The sequence below is a fragment of the Gemmiger sp. genome, from assembly GCF_057431175.1.
On record NZ_DBMDDV010000032.1, the window covers coordinates 1 to 25,266 of the forward strand.

A 25,266-nucleotide genomic window follows, 5' to 3' on the forward strand; every position below is an offset into this window, starting at 1 on the left:
CGCCTCCCAAGGCTTCAATATCCGCGGTGAAATTGAAGCCTTGGGAGGCGAGGTGCGGTTCAACACCGCCCTGACCGGCCTGCAGACGAAAAACGGTGCGCTGACCGGCATTGAGACAACGGTGGGCAGTTTCCCCTGCGAGCAGCTGATTTTGGCCGTCGGCCACAGCGCCCGGGACACCTTCGCCATGCTGCACGGCCTGGGTCTGCCGCTGGAATGCAAGCCGTTCTCCGTCGGCTTCCGCGCGGAGCACCTGCAAACCGAAATTGACAAAAGCCTCTACCACGGCGCGGCAGGCCACCCGGCGCTGCCAAAGGGCGAGTACCAGCTCAGCCAGCACGTGGGCGGCGGGCGGTGTGTTTACACCTTCTGTATGTGCCCGGGCGGCACGGTCTGCGCTGCTGCCAGCGCGGAAGGAGGCGTCGTCACCAACGGTATGAGCCTGCACGCCCGCGACGGCAAAAATGCCAACGCGGCGGTGGTCGTCAGCGTGGATGGCCGCGACTTTGACAACGACCCGGCCAAGGCTGTGGCGTTCCAGCGCCGGTTGGAGCAGGCGGCCTACCGCGCGGGCGGTGGGGGATACATCGCCCCGGCGGAGACGGTCGGCAGCTTTTTGGCCGGGCGCGGTGCGCTGGAATTGGGCGCGGTGCAGCCTACCTACCCGCGCGGCGTGACGCCCTGCGATTTGGGGAGCCTGCTGCCCGGCGAGTTGAGCGGCGCTCTGCGCGACGGCCTGACGGCCTTTGGCCGCAAGCTGGCCGCTTACCGCGCCCCCGACGCGGTGTTGACGGGGTTGGAGACCCGCACCAGCAGCCCAATCCGCCTGCTGCGCGGCAAAGAGGATTTACAGTGTACCGGACTTTCCGGCCTGTACCCCTGCGGAGAGGGCGCAGGTTACGCGGGCGGCATCATGACCGCCGCCGTGGACGGCGTGCGCTGCGCCGCCGAACTGATGAAAAATTGGGCACCGGCCCAATAAACAGATTGGACAAACCATGCCAGACAACAAACACAATTACGAATATAACTATGACCTCGGCGATGTGATCGACAACGCGCTTCAGATGGGCAGCAAGATCGGCTCGTCGGTGCTGGGCAGCATTGCCGACGCTCTGGAACAGGCGGGGGACGCGATGGGAATGAAACAGCCCGACACTTTCGCTGCCTGGAAACGCCGCCTGGAACGCAAGTGGAAAAACGGCGGCCAGTCCGTCGGTGTTGTGCTGACTGCCGTAGGCTGGACCTTTACCGGCTGCTTCGGCATCACGGCGCTGGTCATGGGTATCCTGACCGCTGTTGGCGCGGGCCCGCTGGGCCTGACCCACGATGAGTTTATGGCTATCCCGATTTTGTTTGGCGTTTTCACACCGGTCACGCTGGGCTTTTTGTTCATGGCTGCTGCGGGTATGAAACGGCTGACCTATTTCAGCCGCCTGCGCAAGCTGCTGCGCGCCGCTAATGACTGGGTGTGCGACCTGCCGAGCCTGGCCCGCAAGGCGCAGATCAAACAGGAAAAAGCCTACGACACGGTCGCCAGGGCCGTGGGCAATGGCGATTTGCCCAACGCCGCCATCAGCGACGATTTCAGTACCCTGTACCTGGACGATTCGCTCATGCCGGTGGCGGCCAAGCCCGCTGCTGCGCCCCAGGCAGCCGAGCCGGAAACGCCGCTGTCCGATGCCGAGCGGTCCCGCCGCGAGGGCGTGGACTTTTTGAACTACCTCAAACGCTGTCAGGGCAAGCTGGGCGCACAGGCCGATGAAGAATTGATGCAGATGCAAAAGACCTGCGCGTCGATTCTGGGCTTTGTCCACAACCACCCCGAGCAGCTGAACCGCGTGCGCCGCTTCCGGGAATACTACCTGCCCACCACGCGCAAACTGCTTGACACAGCGCAGGGGCTGGGGGAGACGGACACCGCCAACGCGGCCGAGATACGCCGCGATATCACCGGCATCCTGCACACACTGAACCAGGCCTACGAAAAGCTGTACGATACGCTTTTACAGGACGTGAGCATGGACGTTTCGACCGAGATCGATACGCTGGAGGCCATGCTGCGCCAGGATGGCCTGACCCATGATTTTGAAGCTGATTTTAACACAAGGAGCTAAATTGTATGAATTACCCTGCGTGGCAACTGAAAAAGGGCGACCCCGCCGCAGAAAAAGCGCTGGCTGGGGCCGGGTGCGGCGTACTGCTGCGCCGGGTGCTGGCCGCCCGCGGCTGTGCCGACCCTACCGCCGCGCAAGCGCTGCTGGGCGAGGGCACGCCGCTGACTGACCCCTTCCTTTTAAAGGATATGGACAAAGCGGTCGCCCGCATTGAGGAAGCCATCGAGAACGAAGAACTCATGGTCATTTACGGCGACTACGATGTGGACGGCATTTCCGCCACCGCGATTTTGTACGAATGTCTCACCAGCCAGGGCGCGCACGTCCGCTGCAAGCTGCCCACCCGCGGTTCCGGTTACGGCCTGACCCGCGCAGCGCTGGAATCCCTGGCCGCTAAGGGCTTTAAGCTCGTGGTCACGGTGGACAACGGCATCTCTGCCGTCGAGGAAGCCGCCTGTGCCAAGGAACTGGGCCTTGACCTCATCGTCACGGACCACCACCTGCCCGGTGACACGCTCCCCGACGCGATTGCCGTCGTAGACCCCAAGCGGCCCGACGACGAAAGCCCGTTTAAAGATTTGTGCGGCGCGGGCGTGGCGTTCAAGCTCTGCGCCGCGCTGGAAGGCTGTGACCCCGCCGAGCTGCTGGAAATGTACGGCGAGCTGGCTGCCCTGGGCACCGTGGCCGATGTGATGCCGCTCGTGGGGGAGAACCGCACCATCGTCCGCGAGGGGCTGAGCCTTTTGCAGGACACGATGCGCCCCGGCCTGCACGCCCTGCTGGAAAGCGCGGGCTGCAGCGGCAAACCTGTCACGGCGGACACGGTCAGTTACAGCCTGGCCCCGCGGCTGAACGCAGCGGGCCGCATGGATAACGCCGCCGTGGCGCTGAAATTGCTGCTTTGTGGCGACGAGGATCAGGCCACCGGCATTGCCGAGCGCCTGGCCGAGATCAACACCGAACGCCAGCAGACCGAACAGCAGGTGTTCGCAGCGGCGCTGCAAACGCTGGAGGCTGACCCCGCCCGAACCCGCGACCGGGTGCTCGTTGTCAGCGGTGAGGACTGGCACCCCGGTGTCATTGGCATCGTGGCGGCACGGCTCATGGAGCGGTTCAGCCGCCCGGCCATCGTCATTTCAACGCACGAGGGCGAGGGACGCGGCAGCGGCCGTGCACCGGACCCCTTTGATTTGCACAGCGCCCTGGCTGGCTGCGCCCACTATCTGATCCGGTTTGGCGGCCACGCCGCCGCCGCGGGCGTGGAAATTGAGGAAGAAAATTTACCCGCCTTCCGTCAGGCCATCAACGCCTGGGCCGCCGACCACGCCGCCCAGCCCGGGCCGGTCAGCCTGGGGCTGGATGCCGCTGTTACGCTGGCGGAGCTGAGCCTGTCCAATGTGGAGGAACTGGCCCGCCTGGCCCCCTTTGGCCGGGAAAACCCGACCCCGGTGTTGCTGGTGCAGCACGCCTTTGTGGATGGTCTGTGGCCCATGGGCGCCGAGGGACGCCACACCCGCGTGCGGCTGCGCCAGGGTAACGACACGCTGTTCGCCTCGATTTTCGGCGTAGCACCGCAGGCGTTCGCGTATCCTGTCGGCAGCGAGGTCGAAGCTGCGCTGGAAGTTTCCGTCTTTAACGGCCGCAGCGGGCCGATGGTCTCCGCACACCTGAAAGCCATCCGCCCGGCTGATTTGGGCAACACGCCCAGCGAACAGGCCGCCTGGTTCGAGGCGTTCCGCACCGGCGGCGATTTGCCCGCCGACCGTGCAGCCGCTCTGCTGCCGCAGCGGGCCGACACCGTCGCGCTCTATCGGCGCATCCGCACCGGGCAGGTCGTTTCGGCGGATCTGCAGCCGGTCTTTGCGGCGCAGGGCCCGCAGAACACCGGCAAGGCGCTGGCAAGCCTGACGGCCCTGCAGGAGCTTGGCCTTATCGAAGAGCAAAACGGCCACTGGCAGCCGGTGGCCGTGACCGCTAAGCAGGATCTGGCGTCCGCGCCGGTTTTGCAGCGTTTGGCGGCCATGGCGAAACAGGGATAAAACGCGGTTTTATCCGGGATTGCAGGGGCGGATGCTCGCATCCGCCCGCGGGGCGTGGCGGCAACGGCGACGTTCCCGGGCCGATGCAAGCATCGACCCCTACATCGACCCCTACAAAGAGCTGTGCGATTTTATAAAAAATGGAGAGGGGAATGGATTATGGAAAACACGAACGTGCCTGAAGTAAAAATGCCCATTACCTACGATGACCTCAAACAGAGCCTGATTGACAGCGGGCGGCCCTACGACTTTACTATGATCGACCGCGCCTATGCGCTGGCCGAAAAAGCCCACGGCGAACAGCGCCGCCGCAGCGGCGAGCCGTACATCTGCCATCCGCTTTCTGTTGCGCAGATTTTGGTCGAACTGGGCATGGACAGCGAGAGCATTGCCGCTGCCCTGATGCACGATGTGGCCGAGGACACCCCTGTGACCGTGGCCGAGATCAAGCAGAAATTCGGCCCCGAGGTCGCGCTGCTCGTCGATGGCGTCACCAAGCTGACCCAAATCAAATTCTCCAACGTCGAGGACCGCCAGGCCGAGAACCTGCGCAAAATGCTGCTGGCTATGAGCCAGGACGTCCGTGTTATGATCATCAAATTGTGCGATCGGCTGCACAATATGCGCACCGGCGACGCCTGGCCCGAGCAGAAGCGCCGCGACAAGGCTCTGGAAACGATGGAGGTCTACGCGCCCATCGCCCACCGTTTGGGGATTTCCAACATCAAGGAGGAACTCGAGGACCGCAGCCTGCATTACCTGGATCCGGTGGGCTATGAGACGATTCGCGACCTTTTAAATAAGCACGGCGACGAGTTCCTGCACCAGGTCTGCCACACCATTGCCAAGCACCTGGCCGAGAACGGTATCCAGAAGGCCACCATCCGCCACCGCGTCAAGAGCATCTACGGCATCTACCGCAAGATGTATATGCAGAATAAGGATTTCGAGGAAATCTACGATATCTACGCCGTGCGCATCATTCTGGACAACGTCCCCGAGTGCTACACTGCACTGGGCCTTATCCATGATATGTACCACCCGCTGCCCAACCGCTTCAAAGATTACATCTCTACGCCAAAACCAAACGGCTACCAATCCCTGCACACCACGGTCATCGGCCGCGAGGCCATCCCCTTTGAGGTGCAGATCCGCACCTGGGACATGGACCGCATGGCCGAGTACGGCATCGCTGCCCACTGGAAGTACAAGGCCGGCATCACCGGCGGCAATGACAAGCTGGACGAGCGTCTGGCCTGGGTGCGCCAGCTTTTGGAAAGCCAGCGTTCCAGCGCCGATGCCGCCGACCTGCTCAGCGATATCAAGAGCGACCTGCTCCCCGAGGAAGTGTTCGCCTTCACGCCGCGCGGCGACGTCATCAACCTGCCCGCAGGCGCAACGGCTATCGACTTTGCCTATGCCATCCACTCCGCTGTCGGCAACCGGATGATCGGTGCGAAGGTCAACAACCGCATCGTGCCCATCGACCACAAGGTCCAGACCGGCGAAATTATTGAAATCATCACCGGCCCCGAAAACCGTGGCCCCAGCCGCGACTGGCTGAACATCGTCAAGACCAGCGAGGCCAAAAACAAGATTCGCAACTGGTTCAAAAAAGAACGCAGGGAAGAGAATATTCAGGAGGGCCGCGACGCACTGGAACGCGAAATGCGCCGCAACCTCATGACCCTGACCGATGAGCAGCACGACGTCTTTATGGAGGCATTGGCCCGCCGCAACCGCTGCAACAGCGTTGAGGAAATGTACGCGGCCATCGGCTACGGCGGTCTGCAGATTTCCCGCATGCTGCCAAAACTGAAAGAGGAGTACACCAAGCTGCAGGCCACTGAGCCGAAGCCGGTCGCGGTGGAACTCAAGCGGATGCACTCCTCCGACGGCGTTATTGTAGAGGGCATCGACAACTGTCCCATCAAGTTTGCCAAGTGCTGTTCACCGCTGCCCGGGGATGAGATCATCGGTTTTGTCACCCGCGGCTTCGGTGTCTCCATCCACAAAAAGGACTGTGCCAACGCCCGCGAGAGTATGCGCCACCCCGAGAACGCCGACCGCTGGGTTCGCGCTTATTGGGATGAGGCAGAAAAGGAAAACTACAAAGCTACGCTGGATATCATCTGTATGGATCGCCCGAACCTTGTGTCCGACGTGGCTCTGGCGCTGGGGGATATGCGGGTGCCCATCTATTCTTTGATGGCCCGCGCCGCCGAGCAGGGCCGCGCTCGCATGAGCGTGACCGTGGGCATCACCAACACGGAACACCTGAACAGCGTCGTTGCCCGTTTGAAGAAAATCAAAGACGTCGTTAGCGTGACGAGAAACTGAGGAAACAATTATGCGAGCCATCATCCAACGCGTTACCCGTGCCAGCGTCACCGTCAACGGCGGTGAACCGCGCAAAACCGGGCCGGGCCTGGTCATCCTGCTGGGCGTGCGGGACACCGACGATAGCGCCATCGTGCCCAAGCTGGCCGAAAAATGTGCCCATCTGCGTATTTTTGAGGACGAAAACGGCAAGCTGAACCGCAGCGCTGTGGAGCTTGGCTACTCGGCCCTCGTCGTGTCCAACTTCACACTCTACGGTGATACGGCCAAGGGCAAGCGCCCCAGCTTTATCCATGCCGCCAAGGGCGAGCTGGCCGTGCCGTGCTATGAAAAATTCCTGGAGGAGATGGGCCATCAGGGCCTCAAAGACGTCCAGCACGGCGAGTTCGGTGCGGACATGAAAATTGACCTTGTCAACGACGGCCCAGTCACCATCGTCATCGACACCGACGAATGGAAGAAATAAACCCACAAACCCAAGGGGAGAATGCAATGAATATCCAGCACTTCCACGGCGTTCCGCCGCTGTACACCAACACCTTTTTGATCATCACCAATGCAAAGCACGGCATCATCATCGATGCCGCCGCCGAGCCGGAAACCTACCTGAAAGCCTTGGACGAGGCGGGTGCAACATTAACGCATATCCTGCAGACCCACGGCCACTTTGACCATGTGGGGGCGGTGGCCTCGCTGAAAAAGGCGACCGGCTGCAAAGTCTATATGGATAAGATCGACGCCGAGGGCAGCCAGCTTCTGCCGCTGACGCCCGACGTCATCACCGACGAATGGCCCGCCAACGGCGAACTTGTGATTGACGAATTACCGTTTAAAATATACCGCACGCCCGGGCATACCAAAGGCGGCGTCTGCCTGTCTTGCTATGGGCTTTTGTTCAGCGGCGACACGCTGTTTGCAGGCTCCTGCGGGCGCACGGATTTCGCGGGCGGCAGTATGCAGGAGATGCAGAAAAGCCTCTCCCTGCTGGCAGAGCTGCCGCTGCCCGATGCAACAACCGTCCTGCCCGGGCATGGGGAATCGTCCACCCTTGGGCAAGAGCGCAGCACCAATCCTTACATGAATGGGGCATGGTACTAATGCAGATCATTTTACGCGGCCCCGCAGCGGGCTATGAAGCCGAACACACCGCGCGGCTGTTTTTTCCCAGTGCTGAAAAAGCCGACACTTTACCGCCGGAAGGCGATTTTGTGCTGGCGCAGAGCCATCTCTGCACAGACTCGATTTTGTTGCGTTATAACGGCAAAATGCAGTGGCGTACCCAGCTGCGCCCACAGGGGGCAGACCCGGAGTACGCGCTATGCGAATTACTGTACGGCCTGCTCTGCCAGGCCACCGGTACCACGCCGCCCTGGGGCATGATGACCGGTGTGCGCCCGGTGCGCATCATCCACGATATGCGCGCCAGCGGCGCGACCGAAGAAGAAGTGCGCGCGCGGTTCCTTGACCATTTTGCCTGCACACCGGAAAAATTTGCACTGGCCCTCGGCATTGCCGACCTGCAAAAGCCGGTGCTGGATGCTGCTGACCCAATGGATTGCAGCGTCTACGCAGGCATTCCGTTCTGCCCGACGCGGTGCAGCTATTGCAGCTTTGTGTCGCGCACGGTGGGGGATAAGGCTACCCGCGCCCTCGTGCAGCCCTATGTGGACAAACTGTGCGAGGAGCTGACCGCCATCCGTGAGACCGCTGACCGCTGCGGGCTGCATATCCGCACCTTCTACATCGGCGGCGGCACGCCGACGAGCCTGTCCGCACCGCAGCTCGAACAGCTCATGTCCCACATCGCCAAAACCTTTGATTTAGCGAAACTCGATGAGTACACCGTCGAGGCCGGCCGCCCCGACTGCACCGACGCCGAAAAGCTGCGCATCATCAAACAGTACGGCGCCACGCGCATTTCCATCAACCCGCAGACCTTCTCGGATGAGGTTTTGCGTAACATCGGCCGCCGCCACACCGCGCAGGATATTGTGGACTGTTTCGCCGCTGCCCGGGCAGCAGGGCACACGAACATCAATATGGATTTAATTGCGGGCCTGCCGGGGGACACGGTGGAAGGCTTTGAAGCAAGCCTGCGCAAAGCCATCGCCCTGGATCCCGAAAACATCACGGTCCACACGCTGACCCTCAAACGTGCGTCCAACATCGTGGTGGAGCACCGCGCCGCCGACTATGCCGATGTGGCTGCTATGCTGGACAAATGCAGCCTGCTGGCCGATGCGGGCTACCGCCCGTACTATATGTACCGCCAGAAGGGCACGCTGCAAAATCTGGAAAATATCGGCTGGGCCAAGCCCGGTTTTGAGTGCCTTTACAATATTTATATTATGGAGGAAGTCCACACCATCCTCTCCGCCGGTGCGGGCGGTTCGACCAAGCTGGTCATCCCGGGGCAGCGGCGTGGCAAGATCGAACGCATCTTCAACTTCAAATATCCCACCGAATACATCGACCGCTTTGCGGAACTGCTCGACCGCAAAAAGGCTGTGGAGGATTTCTATGCACGTTACACATCGCAAACGCTTTGTCAGCCGTGACCTTGTTGCGCTGGCGGCCCGCCATCCGCAGGAGCTGACTGCTTTGAGCGAACAGCACTACCATGACCAGATCGAGGCAATCGCCGGGGAAGTCCTGGCCGCAGGACAGCGTATCGTCATGCTGACCGGGCCGTCCGCCGCGGGCAAAACGACTTCCGCCCACAAAATTGCCGACGCCATTGCAGCCCGGGGCCACCACAGCCAGGTCGTCAGCCTTGATGACTTCTACATCGGCGAGGGGCGTTACCCCAAGAACCCCGACGGCAGCGACGACTATGAAAGCTTGCAGGCGCTGGATTTAGAAAAGCTCCACACCTGCCTGAAAGACCTGTACAAGACCGGCGTATGTGACGCACCTGTGTTCGATTTTACTGTGCAGCAGCCCACCGGCACCCGGCGCATCGACGCGCGGGACGGCGTGGTCATCATCGAGGGCCTGCATGCCTTGAACCCCGTGCTGACCGAGCAGCTGCCCGATGACGCAGCACTCTGCCTGTACGCGGGTCTGCGGGAAGAATACGCCGACGAGCGCGACGCCCGCTGCCTGGCCACCCGGGATATCCGGCTGGCCCGCCGCCTGGTGCGGGACTTCCTTTTCCGCGGCCACGGCGCAGCGTTCACGCTGGGGCTGTGGGGCCATGTCTGTGCAGGCGAGGATCGCTACATCAAGCCCTACAAGCCCCGCGCGAATCTTTTACTGGACACGACCCACACCTACGAGGTCTGCCTGTGGCGCACTGTGCTGGACACGATGCCCGCCGACCCGGCGCTGACCGCCATCCAGGCCCGCCAACTGGCCTCCCTGCGGGAAAAATTCGCTGCATTCCCGGCGCTTTCCACCGCGCTTGTGCCGCAAAACAGTATGCTGCGGGAGTTTATTGGCGAATAATGCCATACAATTCACGGAAAATATACATTTGCGCGTTGCAAACCGCGCCGCAATAGGCTATAATAGACACAAATCCCGCAGTGGAGCAGCTGCGGTACAGACTAGAGAAAGAGGTGTACCTTTATGTTTGAACTGGATATTGAAATGCTGAAAGAGCAGGGCCTGCAGCTGGTGGATTCTGCCAAAAAGACCGCACAGGACCTGGCCGACAAGGGCAAGAACAAACTGGACCTGCTGAACCAGCAGGCACGCCTGTCCAAGGCACAGCGCCAGTTGGGTGCCCTGGTGTACAGCCTGCACAAGGCCGGTGAGGAAAACCCCGCCTTGGTCGAGAAGTATATCAACGCCGTGGCCGAGGTCGAGAAGGCTATTGAGGAGATCAAGGCCAACATGACCGATGACGAGCGCGCCGAGGTCGAGGCTCAGGAAACTGCCGAGACCGAGGAAGCCCCCGCTGAGGAACCCGCTGCCGAAAAAACCGTCGAGAGCGAGGAAACTATTGAGGAAGAGCCTGTCCACCTGCGCGGTGAGACAAAGATCTGCCCGGTCTGCAAGGCCGAAGTTGACGGCGATGCGATGTTCTGCAACCACTGCGGCGCTCAGCTGTAAGCCAAGAAAAACAACGAGGCAGCGTGGCTTTCGTGCGGGCCGCGCTGCCAACACTTGACAAATTCCGCGAACTGTGTAAAATGGAGCGTATTGCACACGCCGCCAAAGCCGGAGAGGTCTATGAACGCATACCCTGAAAAACAGCAGTATACCGCCGACGACCTCGCCGCCATCATCGCCATCCTGCGCGACCCCGAAAACGGCTGCCCCTGGGACAAAGTGCAGACCCACACGTCCATCCGCATGAATTTTCTGGAGGAAGCCTACGAGGCCGTGGACGCCATCGACCTGGACGACCCAGAGTTGATGTGTGAGGAACTGGGCGATGTGCTGATGCAGGTGGCTTTTCATGCGCAGATCGAGCGTGAGGCCGGGCACTTTACCTTTGCCGAGGTCTGCGACGGCGTCTGCCGCAAGCTCATTGAGCGCCACCCGCATATTTTTGGCGGCGACGAGAGCATAAAAGACTGGGATTCGCTCAAGAATAAGGAAAAGGGCCGTCTGACACTGACCGACGAACTGGAAAGCGTACCCAAGGTACTGCCTGCCCTGATGCGTGCAGCCAAGCTGCAAAAGCGCGCCGCCCGCTATGGTGTGGAGACGCCCGCCGATGCCGCCGCAATCGCCAAGGCTGCCGGAACGGTGGAAACGGCGCGGGATAAGGCCGCCGCCGAACAGGCGATGGGTGAACTTCTGTTTGCCGCCGCTGCTCTGGCACGCCAAGCGGGGCTGGACCCTGAGCAGGCTTTGCAAAAGTGCAACGCTGCTTTTACCGCAGAAAACACTCAAACCCAAGAGAGCTAAGAAGTGAGCCGAGCGGACGGAAATTTCCGCAGCCGCTTTTTGCTGATATAATACTTTGGAGGTAGAATACCATGACGAAAGTTGAACTGATCGCCGCTGTTGCGAACGAAGCTAACCTGACCAAGAAGGACGCCGAGGCTGCTGTCAACAGCACCCTGAACGCCATCACCAACGCCCTGAAGGAGGGCGACAAGGTCACGCTGGTCGGCTTCGGCACCTTTGAGGTCCGCGAGCGCCCCGCACGCAAGGGCCGCAACCCCCAGACCGGCGAGGAAATCACCATCGAGGCTTCCAAGCTGCCCGCTTTCAAGGCCGGCAAGGCTCTGAAGGACTCCGTCCAGTAATCGTAAATTGACTGGCCCGCCCCACCGCGTCTTTGCGGCGGGGCGGTTTTGTATCAAACCGAAAGGAAACATACCTACCATGCGTCTGGATAAATACCTGAAAGTAAGCCGCGTCATCAAGCGCCGCACCCTCGCCAACGAGGTCGCCGACGCGGGCCGCGTGCTCGTCAACGGCAAACCCGCCAAGGCCAGCTATACCGTCAAGGTCGGTGATATCATTGAAGTGACCTTCGGCAACCGCCCGGTGAAAATCCGCGTTCTCTCCGACGTGGAGCAGAAGGGCAAGGACGTCGCCCGGGAAATGTTTGAGGTCATCGAAGGGTGAGTGGGCTTTGCCGCCTTGCCGTTGGTTCTACTTTCCCCTGTACCTGCATATAGTACCACTGTAACCAAAAAGGGGAGGAGCCATCATGCCGGAAACAAAACTGGAACCTCGCACACCCCGCGCGGAGCCTGCGCCGCAGCAGCCAAAAAGCCACGGCCTGGCGCTGAAAGACCGCCGCCACCTGGCTGTGACCGGCGTCAGCCGAGTCATCAGCTGCGACGAAAACACCGCCGTTCTGGAAACGCCGCTGGGTAACCTGACCATCGGCGGGCAGGAGCTGCAAATTGGTGAATTGTCCACCCAGAGCGGCCAGGTGCAGCTTTCCGGCAAAATCGAATACCTGCAATACGCCGAGAACCAGCAATCGGGCGGCGGCCTGCTGGCCCGGCTGTTCCGCTGATGGCCCCCGCGCCTGCCCCCTGGGCCGTGCTGGGGGATGCCCTGTGGTGCCTGGGGCTGGGGTGCCTGCTGGCCGCAGCGCGGGATGCTCTGCGCCTGGCGCTGGGGGAAGGAAAACTCCGCTGCTTTTTGCGGGATGCCGCCTTTTTCGCCGCAGCGGCGGTGCTCATCTGTGGCTTTGCGGCCGGGACCAGCGCAGGCGGATTGGCCCGCTGGTACATGAGCGCCGCAGTGCTGCTGGGGGCGCTGTGCTGGCACTGGGCCGTGCAGCCCGCCGTACACCGGGTGGCGTCAATGCTGGCGGTGCTGCTGCTCGGCCCGCTGCACGCAGCCCACAAAATGCTGCTGCAGCCGCTGCAGGATCGCGCCGCACAGGCCCGCACGGTGCGCAAAAGCCGCAAAACTGCAAAAAAATCCCGGAAAACCCAAAATTCCGCCGAAAAACAGTTGCAAAAGCCGTCGATAATATTATATAATTAACTATGCGTAAATTTGTGTGCATTTTTATGGGAAAGGGGGCACCCTACAATGAACAAACGCAAAGGGCTGTCCTCGCAGGGATTCCTGCCGTGGTGGATCACCGTGCCGGTGTTTCTGATTATCTGCGCTTCGCTGTTCGTCAATCTCGTGCAGTATCAGGTGTCCATTGCGTCCAAACAGCAGGAGCTGCAATCCGTGCAGAACCAACTCAGCGCACAGCTTACCGAAAACGCTGAACTTTCCGGCACGCTGGAGCAGGGCGACAGCGCCATCATTGAGCGCTATGCCCGCGAGCAGGGCTACGCCAAGCCCAACGAGCGCGTGTTTGTGGATATCAGCGGAAAATAAATCGTGTTACCAGCGGGGGCGCTTTGCGGCAACCCCCTGTAATAAAAATCATTTTTAAAGGGGTATCATAGTTTGGCATTACAAGTTGGGGATATTGTCGAGGGCAAGGTCACTGGTATCAAGCCGTTCGGCGCGTTCGTTTCTCTGCCGGAGGGTAAGACTGGTCTTGTCCACATCTCCGAGGTTTCCTACGAGTTCGTACAGGATCTTTCCACGGTGCTCAGCGATGGGCAGACTGTTTCCGTCAAGGTGATTTCGATTGCACCTGACGGCAAAATTGCACTGTCCATCAAACGCACCCAGCCCGCACCGGAGCGCGGCCAGCGCCCGCCGCGCGGCGAGCATAACGGCAATGGCGGCGACCGCCGCAGTGCGCCGCGCCCCAAGCGCGAGGAAAAGCCCCGCGTATGGCAGCCCAAACCCGCTGCCCCACAGGGCGAAATGAGCTTTGAGGACATGATGGCCCGCTACAAGACCCGCAGCGAGGAAAAGATCGCGGACCTCAAGCGCGTGACTGAAAATCACCGCGGGGGCTACTCCCGCCGCCGCGGCTGATTTTGGCTGCCCAGCTACCAGAACGAACGGCCCTATCCTGACGGCTGTCAGCCGCCGGGCTGGGGTCTTTTTGCAATTTTACAAGAAAGGACACCTATGTCTACACTCTATACCATGGTCGCACCGTGCTTCTTCGGCACGGAGTCGACGCTGAATTTTGAGGTCAAGCGCCTGGGCGCACAGAACATCCAGGTCACGGATGGCCGCGTGGCGTTCCAGGGCGGGGCAGACGTGATCGCCGCCGCTAACCTGAACTTGCGCACGGCCGAGCGCGTCCTGCTGCTGCTGGCTACCTACAAAGCCACGACCTTTGATGAACTGTTCGACGGCTGCTACAATATCGCGTGGGAGGAACTGCTCCCTGCCAACGCCGCCTTCCCGGTCAAGGGCTCCAGCCTGTCCAGCCAGCTTTCCAGCGTGCCCGCCTGCCAGAGCATCGTCAAAAAGGCCATCGTCAAGCGGCTGATGCAGGGCCATAAGGTCAGCACCCTGCCCGAGGACGGCGCCCTGTACAAGGTTCGATTCGCCCTGCGCAAGGACACCGTCGAGATTTACCTCGACACCTCCGGCGACGGCCTGCACAAGCGCGGCTACCGTAAAAACGCGACGCTGGCCCCCATCAAGGAGACGCTGGCCGCCGCCATTGCCGACCTGGGCCGTGTGCGCCGTGACTCTCTCGTGCAGGATCCCTTCTGCGGTTCCGGCACGCTGGTCATCGAGGCTGCGCAGAAAGCGCTGAATCTGGCCCCCGGCCTGCGCCGCCGCTTTGCCGCCGAACATTTCGACTTTGTCCCCGCTGATATCTGGGCCGAACAGCGACAGAAAGCCCTCTCCGAGGTCCGCAAGGATGCTGCTTTTGAGGGCATCGGCTACGATATCGACCCCGCTGCCGTGGCCCTGGCCAACGCCAACGCAAAGCTGGCGGGCGTGGGGGACCGCTGCCGCTTTGAAACCGCCGATGTCAAGGACTTCCGCGCCCTCGACAGTGCCACCGTCCTGACGAACCCGCCCTACGGCGAGCGCCTGGGCGACGCCAGTGAGGCCGCAGGCCTTGCCAAAACGCTGGGCCAGGTCTGGCAGGCCCACCCGGCACAGGGGCTGTACGCCATCACGGCGGACGCAGATTTTGAACAGCACTTCGGCAAAAAGGCCGCCCGTCGCCGCAAGATCTACAACGGCATGATCCCGTGTCAGCTCTATATGTACTTTGAGCAGCCCAAGCGCGAGAGGAAGTAAGCCATGGAAGACCTGAAACTGGCAATCCTCATCGACGCGGACAATATTTCGCCCAAGTACGTCAAAGTGATTCTCGATGAGGCCGCGACCTTCGGCGTCGCCGCTTGCAAGCGCATCTACGGCGACTGGTCCGACGTTCGGCTGAAAAGCTGGAAGGACGCGCTGCTGAACAATTCTATCATCCCCATCCAGCAGTACAGCTACACCACCGGCAAAAATGCGACGGATTCCGCTATGATCATTGACGCGATGGACTTGCTGTACAGCGGCAATCTCGACGGCTTCTGCATCGTCTCGTCGGACAGTGACTTTACCCGCCTGGCCGCCCGCCTGCGCGAGGCCGGCAAGCTGGTCATCGGCATGGGCGAGAGCAAGGCTCTCGGCCCCTTCGTCAAGGCCTGCGACCAGTTCAAATATCTGGATCTGATTCTCGACCACGGCGGGGACGAGGACGCCGCCCCGGCAGCCCCCGCCGCCGAGACAAGCGCCCGCGCCAACGCGGGGGACGATGCCGCCATCAACCGAGATTCCATCGGCCGCATCATCCACGGCCTGATTGATGAAATGGACGACGGCACCGGCTGGGTGCGCACCTCCCGCGTGGGCGACCAGCTCATCAAGCGCTACCCGGACTTCGACGTGCGCAACTTCGGCTCCAAGAGCCTGAACAAGTTCTTAGCGTCCCTGCCGGAACTGGAAGTCGAGGAGCGCATCCTCGCCAACGGAAATCCCATCCAGTTTGTCCACGTCAAGCCCACCCCGAAACCCGCCAAGAAACCGCCCCAGTGCCGCACCGTAAAGCGCACAACGCGGAAGAAAAAACAGTAAAAGAAGCAGCCCCCTGAACGCATCACGCTCAGGGGGCATTTTTCTATTCCGCAGGCAGCAAATACGACGTGCTCACCCAGCCGAAATGGGGCATCCCATACAGCGGATCATACCGCACCAGTGCCCAGCCGGGGGCAGCGCTGGCGTACCCATACACCCGCAGCGTGCTGGAAGATATCCGGTCGATGATATCATATTCCGTCCCTGGCCCGGTGCGCAGATTCAAACGGTTGCTGCTATCGGCGTCCGCCCGAAAATACACAGTATCCGTCCGAGTGGGCCGCGTATCCGGGGCGACGATATCCCCGGACAGCGTATCCAGCGGGTCGGGCTTTGCCACACCGGGAATTGTGTACTCGTGCCAGCCGTCGTTCTGCTTGACCCAGGCTGTGCTGCCGTCCCACACAAGACCGTCATAGGTGCAGGGGACAAACTCAGCCCCGCTGCCATCCAACAGGCCAAACTGACCATCCCGGCACACGACCGCATAGCCGCTCAGCAGCGGTGCGGCGCGGGCGGCGGTCAGCGGTGTGTCGGAGTAAATGTCAAAATCGTACACGGCATCATAGCATAAGCCTGTCGCCTCGCGGCCCGTTGTGTCGAGATATACCCAGCGGCCATCCCGTTGGGCAGGGGCCAGCGGTGCGTCAAAGAAGAAATCAGCCGCGCTGTATGTGCAGCTATTAGCCGCTGTGCCGTTCTTGTCCCGATACACATAGACCCCGTCGCTGACGAAATTGTACCAATCGTCGCTCTCGTGGGTGGTCGTGCCGCTGACCGTGGGGACGATGCCGTCGGCGCGGCCACTGTACAGGCATAGGGCCTCGTCGGTGGGGGCGGCGAACTCGCCGGGACCGATGCTGCCTGCGTAGACGTACACGCTGGCATCCTGCAAATAGACAAACATCCGATAGCCGCCGCCGTCGTGGGCGTCGCAGAGCACACCGTCGCCGGTCTCCTTCAGCTGGGCGTTCAACTGCTCTTGCAGCGGCTCGATTTCCTCCCAGGTCATGCCGTCTGTGTAACCATGCCAGTGATGGGCGTTCCAGCCGCATTCAAACAGCGGGTACGGTGCGCGGCAGGGAAGAACCTCGGTGCCATCGCTGCGCATCAGGCCCCATTTGCCGTCCCTGCACATGGTATAGTAGTCGGTATCAGGATAGGTCTGGAACTCCCGCACATAGGCAATGAGCCGGATGTCGTCGTAGTCCAGCACGGGCGCATCGGTCGGGATAAGACCCTGGGGCGCTGCCGCGGCCCCGGCGGTTTCCGCAGTTCCCGAGGACTGTGCCGTGTCGGGCGTTTCGGGCGCGGCGGTGGGCTGCACGGTTGGCACATCTGTCCCGGCGGCACAGCCTGCCAGCAGCAAAGCGGATAACAGGGGAGACAAAACTTTTTTCACGGCATTCACCGCCTTTTTTTTCTTTTTTCTTTAGTATAGCACAAGCGCCCCGCACCGGGAAATACAGTGCAGGGCGCTTGTGCAAATTTTACAAATATTACAAAATTATTCGTAGGTACGACGCCCGGCAAACACGCACAAGGGGCGCTTGGCCTTGCCCATGCCCATCAGCTGCACGGCGGCGGCCAGGGTGGCCCCGGCGCTGGTGCAGGCGGGGACACCGTCAAAGAACAGCACCTCCCGCGCGGCGCGCTCGGCGTCGGCGGTGGTCACAGTCAGCACGGTATCCACGACGTAAGGGTTGTAGTTTTCCGGCACAAAGCCCGGGCCGATGCCCGCAATGCCGTGCTGCCCAATGAACCCACCGGAGATGGCGGCACACTCGGCAGGCTCCACCGCGACGATGCGCACCATGCTGTTCCATGCCTTGATGTACTCGGCCACGCCGGTGATGGTGCCGCCGCTGCCTACGCCGATGACGATGGCGTCAATGGCGTCGCCTGCGTGCTTCAAAATCTGCGGCCCGGTCACGCGTCGGTGATATTCAGGGTTGTCGTCGTTGGAAAAATAGTGGGTGTAGTACCCGCCGTACCGCTTGGCAGTGTCGGTGGCAATGCGGTCCATGGCCCGGCGGCCGCCGCTGCTGCACGCAATGATGCGTGCGCCTAAATCCTGTAAATGCTTGCGCCGCGCAATGGGCAGGTTGCTGGGCACGACGAGGATGCAGGGGTGTCCGGTCGTAGCGCAGCTGACTGCCAGCGCCGCGCCGAAGCTGCCGGAGCTGGCTTCCACTACCGGCATACCGGGCTGCAAAGTGCCGCGCTCGGTGGCAAAGGCGAGCATCGTCTCGGCCAGGCCGTCCTTCGAGGTGCCGGTTGCCCCGCCGAAATCGAGATAGGCGAGGATGCCCGCTTCTAACCCATGGCGGCCGGAATAGCCGTCCAGCCGCACCACGGGGGAACGGTAGACTTCCTGATAATAGCTGTTCAGGATGGGCATAGGGGACACCTCACTTTCAAAAAACGACAACATTTTTATTATAGCATAGTTCAGGGTGGTTTGCTATGGATGGAGAGAAAAATATTATGGCGGAAGGGAAAAGCCCCTCAGGCCTCGCAGGCTCGGCTAGCTCCCCACTTCGTGAGGTACCTTTTGCGCGGGCAAAGCCCGCGAGAAAGCCTCCTCGCTTTGCGGCGAGGTGACGAGCGCAGCAAAGTCGGAGGGGCATTCTCCGTTTGCCATCACGGCGCTGCTAAAAAATCTGCCGTATTTCTTCAAAAAATTGCTCCACAGACTTGACTTCCGGCATCTGTTCTGTTATAATTCATAGGCTGATGTAAAGAAAATTACTTTACACAGCTTTCACAAGCAGCAAAGGGGGCGCGGGCATGGCTGGCAAGCCGCAGAAAAACCTTGCCTACTCCGTCCTGCTGGACTTCTACGGCCCGGTCTTGACGGACAAACAGCGCGTCATCCTGACGGAATACTACGACGAGGATCTGTCCTTAGCCGAAATCGCCGAAAACCTCGGCATCACGCGGCAGGGCGTGCGGGACGCCATCAAGCATGGCGAGGCAGCGCTGGACGAGCTGGAGCAAAAGCTCGGCAATGCGCGCCGCCACACCCAGATGCGGGCCGATTTGGATCGTCTGCGGGTGCTCGTGACAGAAATCCGCTGCTGCAACTCCGGCTCCTTCACGCCGGATCCGCGCATCAACCACGATACGCAGGAAATGCTTACGATCTTACAACGCTTGGACACGCAGGAGGATGCCGATGGCCTTTGAGTCTTTAACAGAGCGCTTGAATGGCGTTTTCAAAAAACTGCGCGGCAAGGGTAAGCTGAACGAGGCCGATATCAAGGCCGCCATGCGGGAAGTCCGGATGGCGCTGCTGGAAGCCGACGTCAACTACAAGGTGGCGAAAGACTTCTGCGCCCAGGTCTCCGAGCGTGCTATGGGCCAGGAGGTCATGGAGAGCCTGACCCCCGCCCAGCAGGTCGTCAAGATCGTCAATGAGGAACTGACCAACCTCATGGGCGGCAATGAGCCGAAGTATCTGCGCCTGAAAAACAAGGGCCAGACCGTGCTGATGATGTGCGGCCTGCAGGGCAACGGCAAGACCACCCACGCCGCAAAGCTCGGCAAATATTATCGCAGCCAGGGCCGCCGCCCGCTGTTGGTCGCCTGCGATATCTACCGCCCCGCCGCCATTGAGCAGTTGAAGGTGGTGGGCGAGCAGGCCGGTGTGCCGGTGTTCACCCTCGGCACCGAAAAGCCCGAGATCATCGCGCAGAAGGCAATGTCTTATGCGAAGGATCACGGCAATGATATTGTCATTCTCGATACCGCAGGCCGTCTGCAGATCGATGACCAGCTCATGGATGAGCTGGTGCGCATTAAGCAGGCGGTCGAGGTCGATGAAACTTTGCTGGTCGTGGACGCCATGGCCGGTCAGGAAGCCGTCAACGTGGCAAAGACCTTCAATGAGAAGGTCGGCATCAGTGGTGTGATTCTGACCAAGACCGACGGCGACACCCGCGGCGGCGCGGCGCTTTCGGTGCTGGCCGTGACCGGTATGCCCATCTATTTCCAGGGTACCGGCGAAAAGCTCGAGGATCTTGAGCCGTTCTACCCGGCACGCATGGCAAACCGCATCCTTGGCATGGGAGATGTGCTTTCCCTGATTGAGAAAGCCCAGAGTGTCCAGAACGACAAGGAAGCCGAGGCCGCTGCCAAGCGCCTGATGGAGAACAAGTTCGACATGAACGACCTGCTGACCCAGTTCCAGCAGGTGAAAAAGATGGGCGGTGCGTCGGCGCTGTTGGCCATGATGCCCGGCGGCAATCAGATCGATCCCGACTCCCTCGATGAAAAGGCACTGCCCCGCATCGAGGCCATCATCTACTCAATGACCCCGGCAGAACGCGCTAAACCCGACATCATCAACCCCAAGCGCAAGCGCCGCATTGCAGCGGGTTCCGGCACCTCGGTGGAGGACGTGAACAAGCTGCTGCGTCAGTTTGAAATGATGCAGAAGATGATGAAAAAGGTCAAGCGCAACCCCAAGGGCTTCATGCGCAGCCTGGGTAACATGGGCGGCATGGGCGGCTTCAAAGGCTTTGGCCGCAAATAATTTCAGGTATGACCCGCTCGGCTTTACGGCCCACGGGATGTACAATATATTAAAGATGCCCCGCAAGGGCCGTAAACAATTTTTGGAGGAATATTACTATGGTTAAGATTCGTCTGCGCCGCATGGGCGCCAAGAAGGCTCCTTTCTACCGCGTTGTTGTTGCTGACAGCCGCTTCGCCCGTGATGGCCGTTTCATCGAGGAAATCGGCTACTACGATCCGACCAAGGAGCCTTCTGTCGTCAAGATCGACGCTGAGAAGGCCAAGCAGTGGCTGGACAACGGTGCTCAGCCCACTGACACCGTCCGCGAGATCCTGAAGAAGGCCGCCGTTCTGTAATTTGTTCGCTTTTTAGGGAGGGAACGCCACAATGCAGGAACTCTTATTAGCCGTTGCCCGCGGCCTTGTCGAGGACAAGGAGGCCGTGCAGGTGACTGTTGATCCCATGCGCGAGGATGGCACTGTTGTCTACCACCTCAAGGTGGCCGAGGCCGATATGGGCCGCGTCATCGGCAAGCAGGGCCGCATCGCCAAGGCGATTCGCGTTGTCATGCGTGCCGCTGCCGTCCGTCAGGGCGAAAAAGTCATCGTCGAGATCGACTAAGACCCGAACCAAAGCACTTTGCCGCAGGGTAAAGTGCTTTTTCTGTATCAGGAGGAACCCTATGCAAAACTATCTTCCCGCCTGCAAAATCGTCTCCACCCATGGCGTGCGCGGCGAAATGAAAGCCCTGCCGCTGTGCGACGGCGCGGCGTTCCTGGCAAAGTTCAAGCGCCTGTTCACCAGCGCTGACGGCGCAGGGGAGACCCGCGTGCTGGGTGTGCGTGCCCAGGGCAACGTCATCCTGCTGCGGCTGGACGGCGTCACCGATATGGACGCCGCCCGCGCCCAGGTGGGCCGCACCTACTACCTTGCCAAGGCCGATGCCAAACTGCCCCGGGGCCGCTATTTCATTGATGACCTGCTGGGCTGTGACGTTGTGGATGCCGACACTGACCGCGTCTACGGCCAGCTGACGAATGTGGACCGCCCCGCCGCCCAGGATATCTATACTGTGACCGATGGGGCAGGCGAGGAGTATATGCTGCCCGCAGTGCCGGAGTTCGTCAAAAAAATAGACATTGACTCGCGTAAAATTTTCGTGACGCCCATCGAGGGTATGTTCACCGATGCCGTCAACGGCGACGAGGACTGAGCCGATGCGCATTGATATTGTAACACTGTTCCCGGAACTGTGCGACAGCTTCCTTTCGGCCAGCATCCTGGGCCGCGCCCGGGCCAAGAATCTGTTCGAGGCTCACTGCCACCAGATCCGCGATTACACGAAAAACAAACAGAAGCAGACCGACGACTACCCCTACGGCGGCGGCTGCGGCATGGTGCTCTACGCCCAACCCATCGCCGACTGCCTGCGGGCTGTGCAGGCCCAGTGCGCCGGGCAGGGGCGGCAAAAGCCCCACGTCGTGTTCCTGACCGCCGCAGGCCGTCCCTATAACGAGGAAAAGGCTCGCGAGCTGGCAAGCTATGACGCGGTGACCCTCGTCTGCGGCCACTATGAGGGCATAGACCAGCGCGTCATTGACGCCTTCGGCGATGAGGAAATCTCCATCGGCGACTACGTGCTGACCGGCGGTGAACTGGCAAGCCTTGTCGTGGCCGACAGCGTGCTGCGCCTGCAGCCCGGCGTTCTGGCAGAGGAAAAGGGCTACCAGGACGAGAGCTACTGGGATGGACTGCTCGAATACCCGCAGTTTACCCGCCCCGAAGTGTGGGAGGGCCGCGCTGTGCCGCCGGTGCTGCTGACCGGCGACCACAAAAAAATCGACGAATGGCGCGGTGCCCAGAGCCGGGAGCGCACCCGCGAACGCCGCCCCGACCTGTACGACGCCTGGTGCGAGAGTCACCCGCTGACGGAGCTTCCCAAATGGAAGCGCGGCGAAAATATGCGCCTTGTGAAAAATGACGAACAGCTGGCCCTCTGCGCGGCCCTCATGGCTGAGGGCCGCCGCACAGTTTGTGCTCCGGTCTGCAGCGAGGAATATCTTGCAAAAATGACGCCGGAATTCTGGCTGCCCGAGCTGGCAGACAAAAAAAGGAACGGCTGGGCGTTCTATCTGCACTACACCAAGGATGCCGCCGACGGCATGGTCGGCGTCTGCCATAAGACCGGTGAGTTGGGGCACTTGTTTGTGACCGAGAGTGCCCGGGGCAAGGGATACGGTGCCAAGATGCTGGATTTTGCCCGCAAGAAGCTGGCGGAGCACCCGCATCCGACTTTCGGCGTTTTGTCCACCAACACCCGCGCCATTGCGCTGTACAAACGCATGGGCTGGCGGCTGACCGGCACCGTGCTGAATGTGTACGACCCGGAAAACGACGCGTTTACGGAAAAATACTGCGAAGAATGGCAGATGCGCTACCAGGGCTGACCGTTGTTTTTGTCGCCAATCCACAATGTTGTTGAAAATAAACTGGTAAAGTTGCACAAACGCGCGGGCGCAGATTTGGCGGAATTACAGAATCCTGCCAAATTTGCAAAATTCTACTGTACAAAATCGACGAAATAGGATAAAATAGAGACAATCAAGGCGGCGTATTAACACACGCAATAGACCGCCTGGAAGTCGCCCACGGTAGATACGCAAGGGCATATTATTTTCAAAAGTAGGAGAGAATAACTATGTACGTTAAAGAAGTTACCGTTGAGAATCAGGTTGGTCTGCACGCACGTCCGGCTACCTTCTTCATCCAGAAGGCCAACGAGTATAAGTCCTCCATTTGGGTCGAGAAAGAGGAGCGCCGCGTCAACGCGAAGTCTCTGCTCGGCGTCCTGAGCCTGGGCATCGTTGGCGGCACCACCATCCGCATCATTGCTGATGGCGCCGATGAGCAGGCTGCAGTAGACGGCCTGGTCAAGCTGGTCAGCTCTGGCTTTGCCGAGTAATCTATTCCGGAACAATCAGCGGTGGGGCGACCCGCCGCTTTTTTTGTATACGAAAGGCTCCCTATGACAAAAGCTGAACTCTACAAAAAAGCCTGTATGCTGCCGCTTTTGCCCGGTGTCTACATCATCCGGGACAAAACGGACACCATCATCTATATCGGCAAGGCCAAGCGGCTCAAGACCCGCGTGTCGCAGTATTTCCGTGAGGGTGTGCCCCACGACGCCAAGGTCAGCCAGATGATTGCCCACGCCTTCACGTTTGACGTGATCGTGTGTCAAAGCGAGTTTGAGGCACTGGTGCTGGAAGCAAGCCAGATCAAGGCCCACACGCCGAAATACAACATCCTGCTCAAGGACGACAAGGGGTACAGCTATGTCAAGGTCACGCGTGGCGCGTGGCCGCGCATCTCCGCCGCGCTGCAAAAGGACGATGACGACGCCGACTACATCGGCCCCTTCACCTCGTCCTTTGCCGTGCGGGAGATGGTCGAGACCGCGCAGGACTGCTTTCTGCTGCCGCGCTGCAACAAAAACTTCCCGCAGGATTTCCGCAAGGGGCGACCCTGCCTCAACGCCCACATCGGCAAGTGCATGGCCGTGTGCAGCGGGAAAATTACCTGCGAAGCCTACAACGACGCCGTGCAGGGCGCACTGCGGATGATCCGCTACGGCAAAAAGGATATCGTCAAGCAGCTGCGGGAGAAGATGGAAGCTGCGTCCGAACGCCTTGACTTTGAGACGGCGGCGCTGCTGCGCGACCAGATCATGGCTATTGACCGCGTGGCGGCAGGGCAGAAGGTGGTCATGGAAAATGACACCGAAATGGACGTCATCGCGCTGGCGGGCACGACACACGCAGTCTGCGCCGCCGTGCTGCGCTACCGTGACGGCCGCCTGACCGACAAGCGGGAATTTCTCTTCCGCGACACGACCGATATCAACGCCGTGCGGGAAGAATTTTTACCACAGTATTACCTGGACGGCGGGGCCATCCCCAAGACGATCGCGGTGGATGCCTTGCCGCCCGACGCCGACGCGCTGAGCGAAGCGCTGAACCAGGCCCGCGGCACAAAAGTGGAACTCTACGTGCCCCAGCGCGGCGATGTAGCCAAGCTCGTGACGATGGCCTACACCAACGCCGTGGAGCGCCTGGGCCGCGAGAGCGGCCGCTATACCCGCGAGGAGAAGCTGCTGGAAGAAGCCGCCCAGGTGCTGGGCTTAAAAAAGCCGCCCCGTGTCATCGAGAGCTACGATATTTCCAACTGGGGCGACGGGTCGAGCGTCTGCGGCATGGTGGTGTTCCGGGACGGCAGGCCCCACCGCGCGGGCTACCGCCGCTTTAAAATGAAAACCGTTGCGGGCACGGACGACTACGCCTCGCTGGCGGAGACGCTCTCCCGCCGCGCGGCAGAGTACGAGATGGCCCGCCGCGGCGAAAAGCCGGACGGTCCGCAGAACCAGTTCGCAACATTGCCCGACCTGCTGCTCATCGACGGCGGCCGGGGCCAAGTGGGCGCGGTCAAGCAGGCTTTGCGCGGTACGGCGCTGGAGCATGTACCGACCTTCGGCATGGTCAAGGACGACCACCACCGCACCCGCGCCATCGTGGACGACGAGGGCGGCGAAATCGCCATCAACCGCCACCGCAACATTTTTACCTTTGTTACGAACATCCAGGACGAGACGCACCGCTATGCCAACGACTACCGCAAACGCGCCATGAAGAAAAAGTCCTACGCCGCCACGCTCACGGCCATCCCCGGTGTGGGCGAAAAGACGAGCGCCGCGCTGCTGGCACATTTTAAAACTGTCTCGGCGGTCAAAGCGGCCAGTATTTCCGATTTGGAGGAAGTCAAAGGCATCAGCCACGCCAAAGCGGAAATACTGTACAACGCCCTGCGGAATGGGGTATAA

At 60.7% G+C, this 25,266-nt stretch carries 28 protein-coding genes; 26 read left to right on the forward strand and 2 right to left on the reverse strand.

Features of this window, described 5'->3' with window-relative positions; genetic code table 11:
• The 18 genes from ACZO0A_RS10700 to ACZO0A_RS10785 form a co-directional block, all read left to right on the forward strand.
• Positions 1–982: NAD(P)/FAD-dependent oxidoreductase (locus tag ACZO0A_RS10700; protein WP_486846309.1), on the forward strand; the 982-nt coding region annotated here is incomplete at its 5' end.
• A gap of 16 nt (positions 983–998) precedes the next feature.
• Entirely contained in the window at positions 999–2,117 is a 1,119-nt protein-coding gene (locus ACZO0A_RS10705; protein ID WP_302375420.1) for a 5-bromo-4-chloroindolyl phosphate hydrolysis family protein, read from the forward strand.
• 5 nt (positions 2,118–2,122) lie between these two features.
• On the forward strand, positions 2,123–4,156 hold the full coding sequence (gene recJ / locus ACZO0A_RS10710) for a single-stranded-DNA-specific exonuclease RecJ (RefSeq protein ID WP_302375421.1): 2,034 nt from the start codon (positions 2,123–2,125) through the stop codon (positions 4,154–4,156).
• 159 nt (positions 4,157–4,315) lie between these two features.
• On the forward strand, positions 4,316–6,496 hold the full coding sequence (locus tag ACZO0A_RS10715) for a RelA/SpoT family protein (protein WP_215692260.1): 2,181 nt from the start codon (positions 4,316–4,318) through the stop codon (positions 6,494–6,496).
• Between the two features lie 10 nt (positions 6,497–6,506).
• The gene (gene dtd / locus ACZO0A_RS10720) at positions 6,507–6,962 is read left to right on the forward strand and encodes a D-aminoacyl-tRNA deacylase (RefSeq protein WP_215692261.1); all 456 of its coding nucleotides are present in this window, start codon (positions 6,507–6,509) and stop codon (positions 6,960–6,962) included.
• A 26-nt stretch (positions 6,963–6,988) separates the two neighbouring features.
• Positions 6,989–7,594: an MBL fold metallo-hydrolase gene (locus ACZO0A_RS10725; RefSeq protein ID WP_215692262.1), complete on the forward strand. Its 606-nt coding sequence runs from the start codon at positions 6,989–6,991 to the stop codon at positions 7,592–7,594.
• On the forward strand, positions 7,594–9,054 hold the full coding sequence (gene hemZ, locus ACZO0A_RS10730) for a coproporphyrinogen dehydrogenase HemZ (protein WP_215692263.1): 1,461 nt from the start codon (positions 7,594–7,596) through the stop codon (positions 9,052–9,054). The genes ACZO0A_RS10725 and hemZ overlap by 1 nt, the downstream gene beginning before the upstream one ends.
• Positions 9,017–9,943, forward strand: a complete 927-nt coding sequence (locus tag ACZO0A_RS10735; RefSeq protein ID WP_215692264.1) for a uridine kinase family protein — start codon at positions 9,017–9,019, stop codon at positions 9,941–9,943. The genes hemZ and ACZO0A_RS10735 overlap by 38 nt, the downstream gene beginning before the upstream one ends.
• A gap of 123 nt (positions 9,944–10,066) precedes the next feature.
• Entirely contained in the window at positions 10,067–10,552 is a 486-nt protein-coding gene (locus ACZO0A_RS10740; protein ID WP_252261549.1) for a zinc ribbon domain-containing protein, read from the forward strand.
• Positions 10,553–10,672: 120 nt separating this feature from the next.
• Positions 10,673–11,356, forward strand: a complete 684-nt coding sequence (gene mazG, locus ACZO0A_RS10745; protein WP_215692265.1) for a nucleoside triphosphate pyrophosphohydrolase — start codon at positions 10,673–10,675, stop codon at positions 11,354–11,356.
• Positions 11,357–11,427: 71 nt separating this feature from the next.
• Entirely contained in the window at positions 11,428–11,700 is a 273-nt protein-coding gene (locus ACZO0A_RS10750; protein WP_215692266.1) for an HU family DNA-binding protein, read from the forward strand.
• Between the two features lie 79 nt (positions 11,701–11,779).
• On the forward strand, positions 11,780–12,025 hold the full coding sequence (locus ACZO0A_RS10755) for an RNA-binding S4 domain-containing protein (protein ID WP_215692267.1): 246 nt from the start codon (positions 11,780–11,782) through the stop codon (positions 12,023–12,025).
• An 85-nt stretch (positions 12,026–12,110) separates the two neighbouring features.
• Positions 12,111–12,425, forward strand: coding sequence for a YabP/YqfC family sporulation protein (locus ACZO0A_RS10760; RefSeq protein ID WP_215692268.1), 315 nt, complete (start codon positions 12,111–12,113; stop codon positions 12,423–12,425).
• Positions 12,425–12,904, forward strand: coding sequence for a hypothetical protein (locus tag ACZO0A_RS10765; RefSeq protein ID WP_215692269.1), 480 nt, complete (start codon positions 12,425–12,427; stop codon positions 12,902–12,904). Before ACZO0A_RS10760 ends, ACZO0A_RS10765 begins: the two co-directional genes overlap by 1 nt.
• A gap of 48 nt (positions 12,905–12,952) precedes the next feature.
• Complete coding sequence (locus tag ACZO0A_RS10770) at positions 12,953–13,252, forward strand: FtsB family cell division protein (RefSeq protein ID WP_215692270.1); 300 nt, start codon at positions 12,953–12,955, stop codon at positions 13,250–13,252.
• 72 nt (positions 13,253–13,324) lie between these two features.
• Positions 13,325–13,807 (forward strand): S1 RNA-binding domain-containing protein, encoded by a 483-nt coding sequence (locus ACZO0A_RS10775; RefSeq protein WP_215692271.1) that lies wholly within the window; start codon positions 13,325–13,327, stop codon positions 13,805–13,807.
• A 96-nt stretch (positions 13,808–13,903) separates the two neighbouring features.
• Positions 13,904–15,043: a THUMP domain-containing class I SAM-dependent RNA methyltransferase gene (locus ACZO0A_RS10780; RefSeq protein ID WP_215692272.1), complete on the forward strand. Its 1,140-nt coding sequence runs from the start codon at positions 13,904–13,906 to the stop codon at positions 15,041–15,043.
• 3 nt (positions 15,044–15,046) lie between these two features.
• Positions 15,047–15,871 (forward strand): NYN domain-containing protein, encoded by an 825-nt coding sequence (locus ACZO0A_RS10785; protein WP_486846313.1) that lies wholly within the window; start codon positions 15,047–15,049, stop codon positions 15,869–15,871.
• Between the two features lie 43 nt (positions 15,872–15,914).
• Here the strand turns inward: ACZO0A_RS10785 and ACZO0A_RS10790 are convergent, their stop codons facing one another.
• Positions 15,915–17,273, reverse strand: a complete 1,359-nt coding sequence (locus tag ACZO0A_RS10790) for an SH3 domain-containing protein (protein WP_302375423.1) — start codon at positions 17,271–17,273, stop codon at positions 15,915–15,917.
• A 105-nt stretch (positions 17,274–17,378) separates the two neighbouring features.
• Positions 17,379–18,272 carry a PLP-dependent cysteine synthase family protein gene (locus ACZO0A_RS10795; protein WP_302375425.1) on the reverse strand — a complete coding sequence of 298 codons (894 nt, stop codon included), beginning with the start codon at positions 18,270–18,272 and terminating at the stop codon, positions 17,379–17,381.
• A 389-nt stretch (positions 18,273–18,661) separates the two neighbouring features.
• Between ACZO0A_RS10795 and ACZO0A_RS10800 the strand changes: the two genes are divergently transcribed.
• The 8 genes from ACZO0A_RS10800 (at position 18,662) to uvrC (ending at position 25,266) form a co-directional block, all read left to right on the forward strand.
• Complete coding sequence (locus ACZO0A_RS10800) at positions 18,662–19,060, forward strand: sigma factor-like helix-turn-helix DNA-binding protein (RefSeq protein WP_215692274.1); 399 nt, start codon at positions 18,662–18,664, stop codon at positions 19,058–19,060.
• Complete coding sequence (gene ffh, locus ACZO0A_RS10805; protein ID WP_215692275.1) at positions 19,050–20,408, forward strand: signal recognition particle protein; 1,359 nt, start codon at positions 19,050–19,052, stop codon at positions 20,406–20,408. Before ACZO0A_RS10800 ends, ffh begins: the two co-directional genes overlap by 11 nt.
• A gap of 98 nt (positions 20,409–20,506) precedes the next feature.
• On the forward strand, positions 20,507–20,746 hold the full coding sequence (gene rpsP, locus ACZO0A_RS10810) for a 30S ribosomal protein S16 (protein WP_078784047.1): 240 nt from the start codon (positions 20,507–20,509) through the stop codon (positions 20,744–20,746).
• Positions 20,747–20,777: 31 nt separating this feature from the next.
• Positions 20,778–21,011: a KH domain-containing protein gene (locus tag ACZO0A_RS10815; protein ID WP_147610860.1), complete on the forward strand. Its 234-nt coding sequence runs from the start codon at positions 20,778–20,780 to the stop codon at positions 21,009–21,011.
• 61 nt (positions 21,012–21,072) lie between these two features.
• Positions 21,073–21,603, forward strand: coding sequence for a ribosome maturation factor RimM (gene rimM, locus ACZO0A_RS10820; protein WP_302375428.1), 531 nt, complete (start codon positions 21,073–21,075; stop codon positions 21,601–21,603).
• A gap of 4 nt (positions 21,604–21,607) precedes the next feature.
• Positions 21,608–22,837 (forward strand): tRNA (guanosine(37)-N1)-methyltransferase TrmD, encoded by a 1,230-nt coding sequence (gene trmD / locus ACZO0A_RS10825; RefSeq protein WP_294719302.1) that lies wholly within the window; start codon positions 21,608–21,610, stop codon positions 22,835–22,837.
• Positions 22,838–23,088: 251 nt separating this feature from the next.
• Positions 23,089–23,352, forward strand: coding sequence for an HPr family phosphocarrier protein (locus ACZO0A_RS10830; RefSeq protein ID WP_007046747.1), 264 nt, complete (start codon positions 23,089–23,091; stop codon positions 23,350–23,352).
• 63 nt (positions 23,353–23,415) lie between these two features.
• Entirely contained in the window at positions 23,416–25,266 is a 1,851-nt protein-coding gene (uvrC, locus tag ACZO0A_RS10835) for an excinuclease ABC subunit UvrC (RefSeq protein WP_291209069.1), read from the forward strand.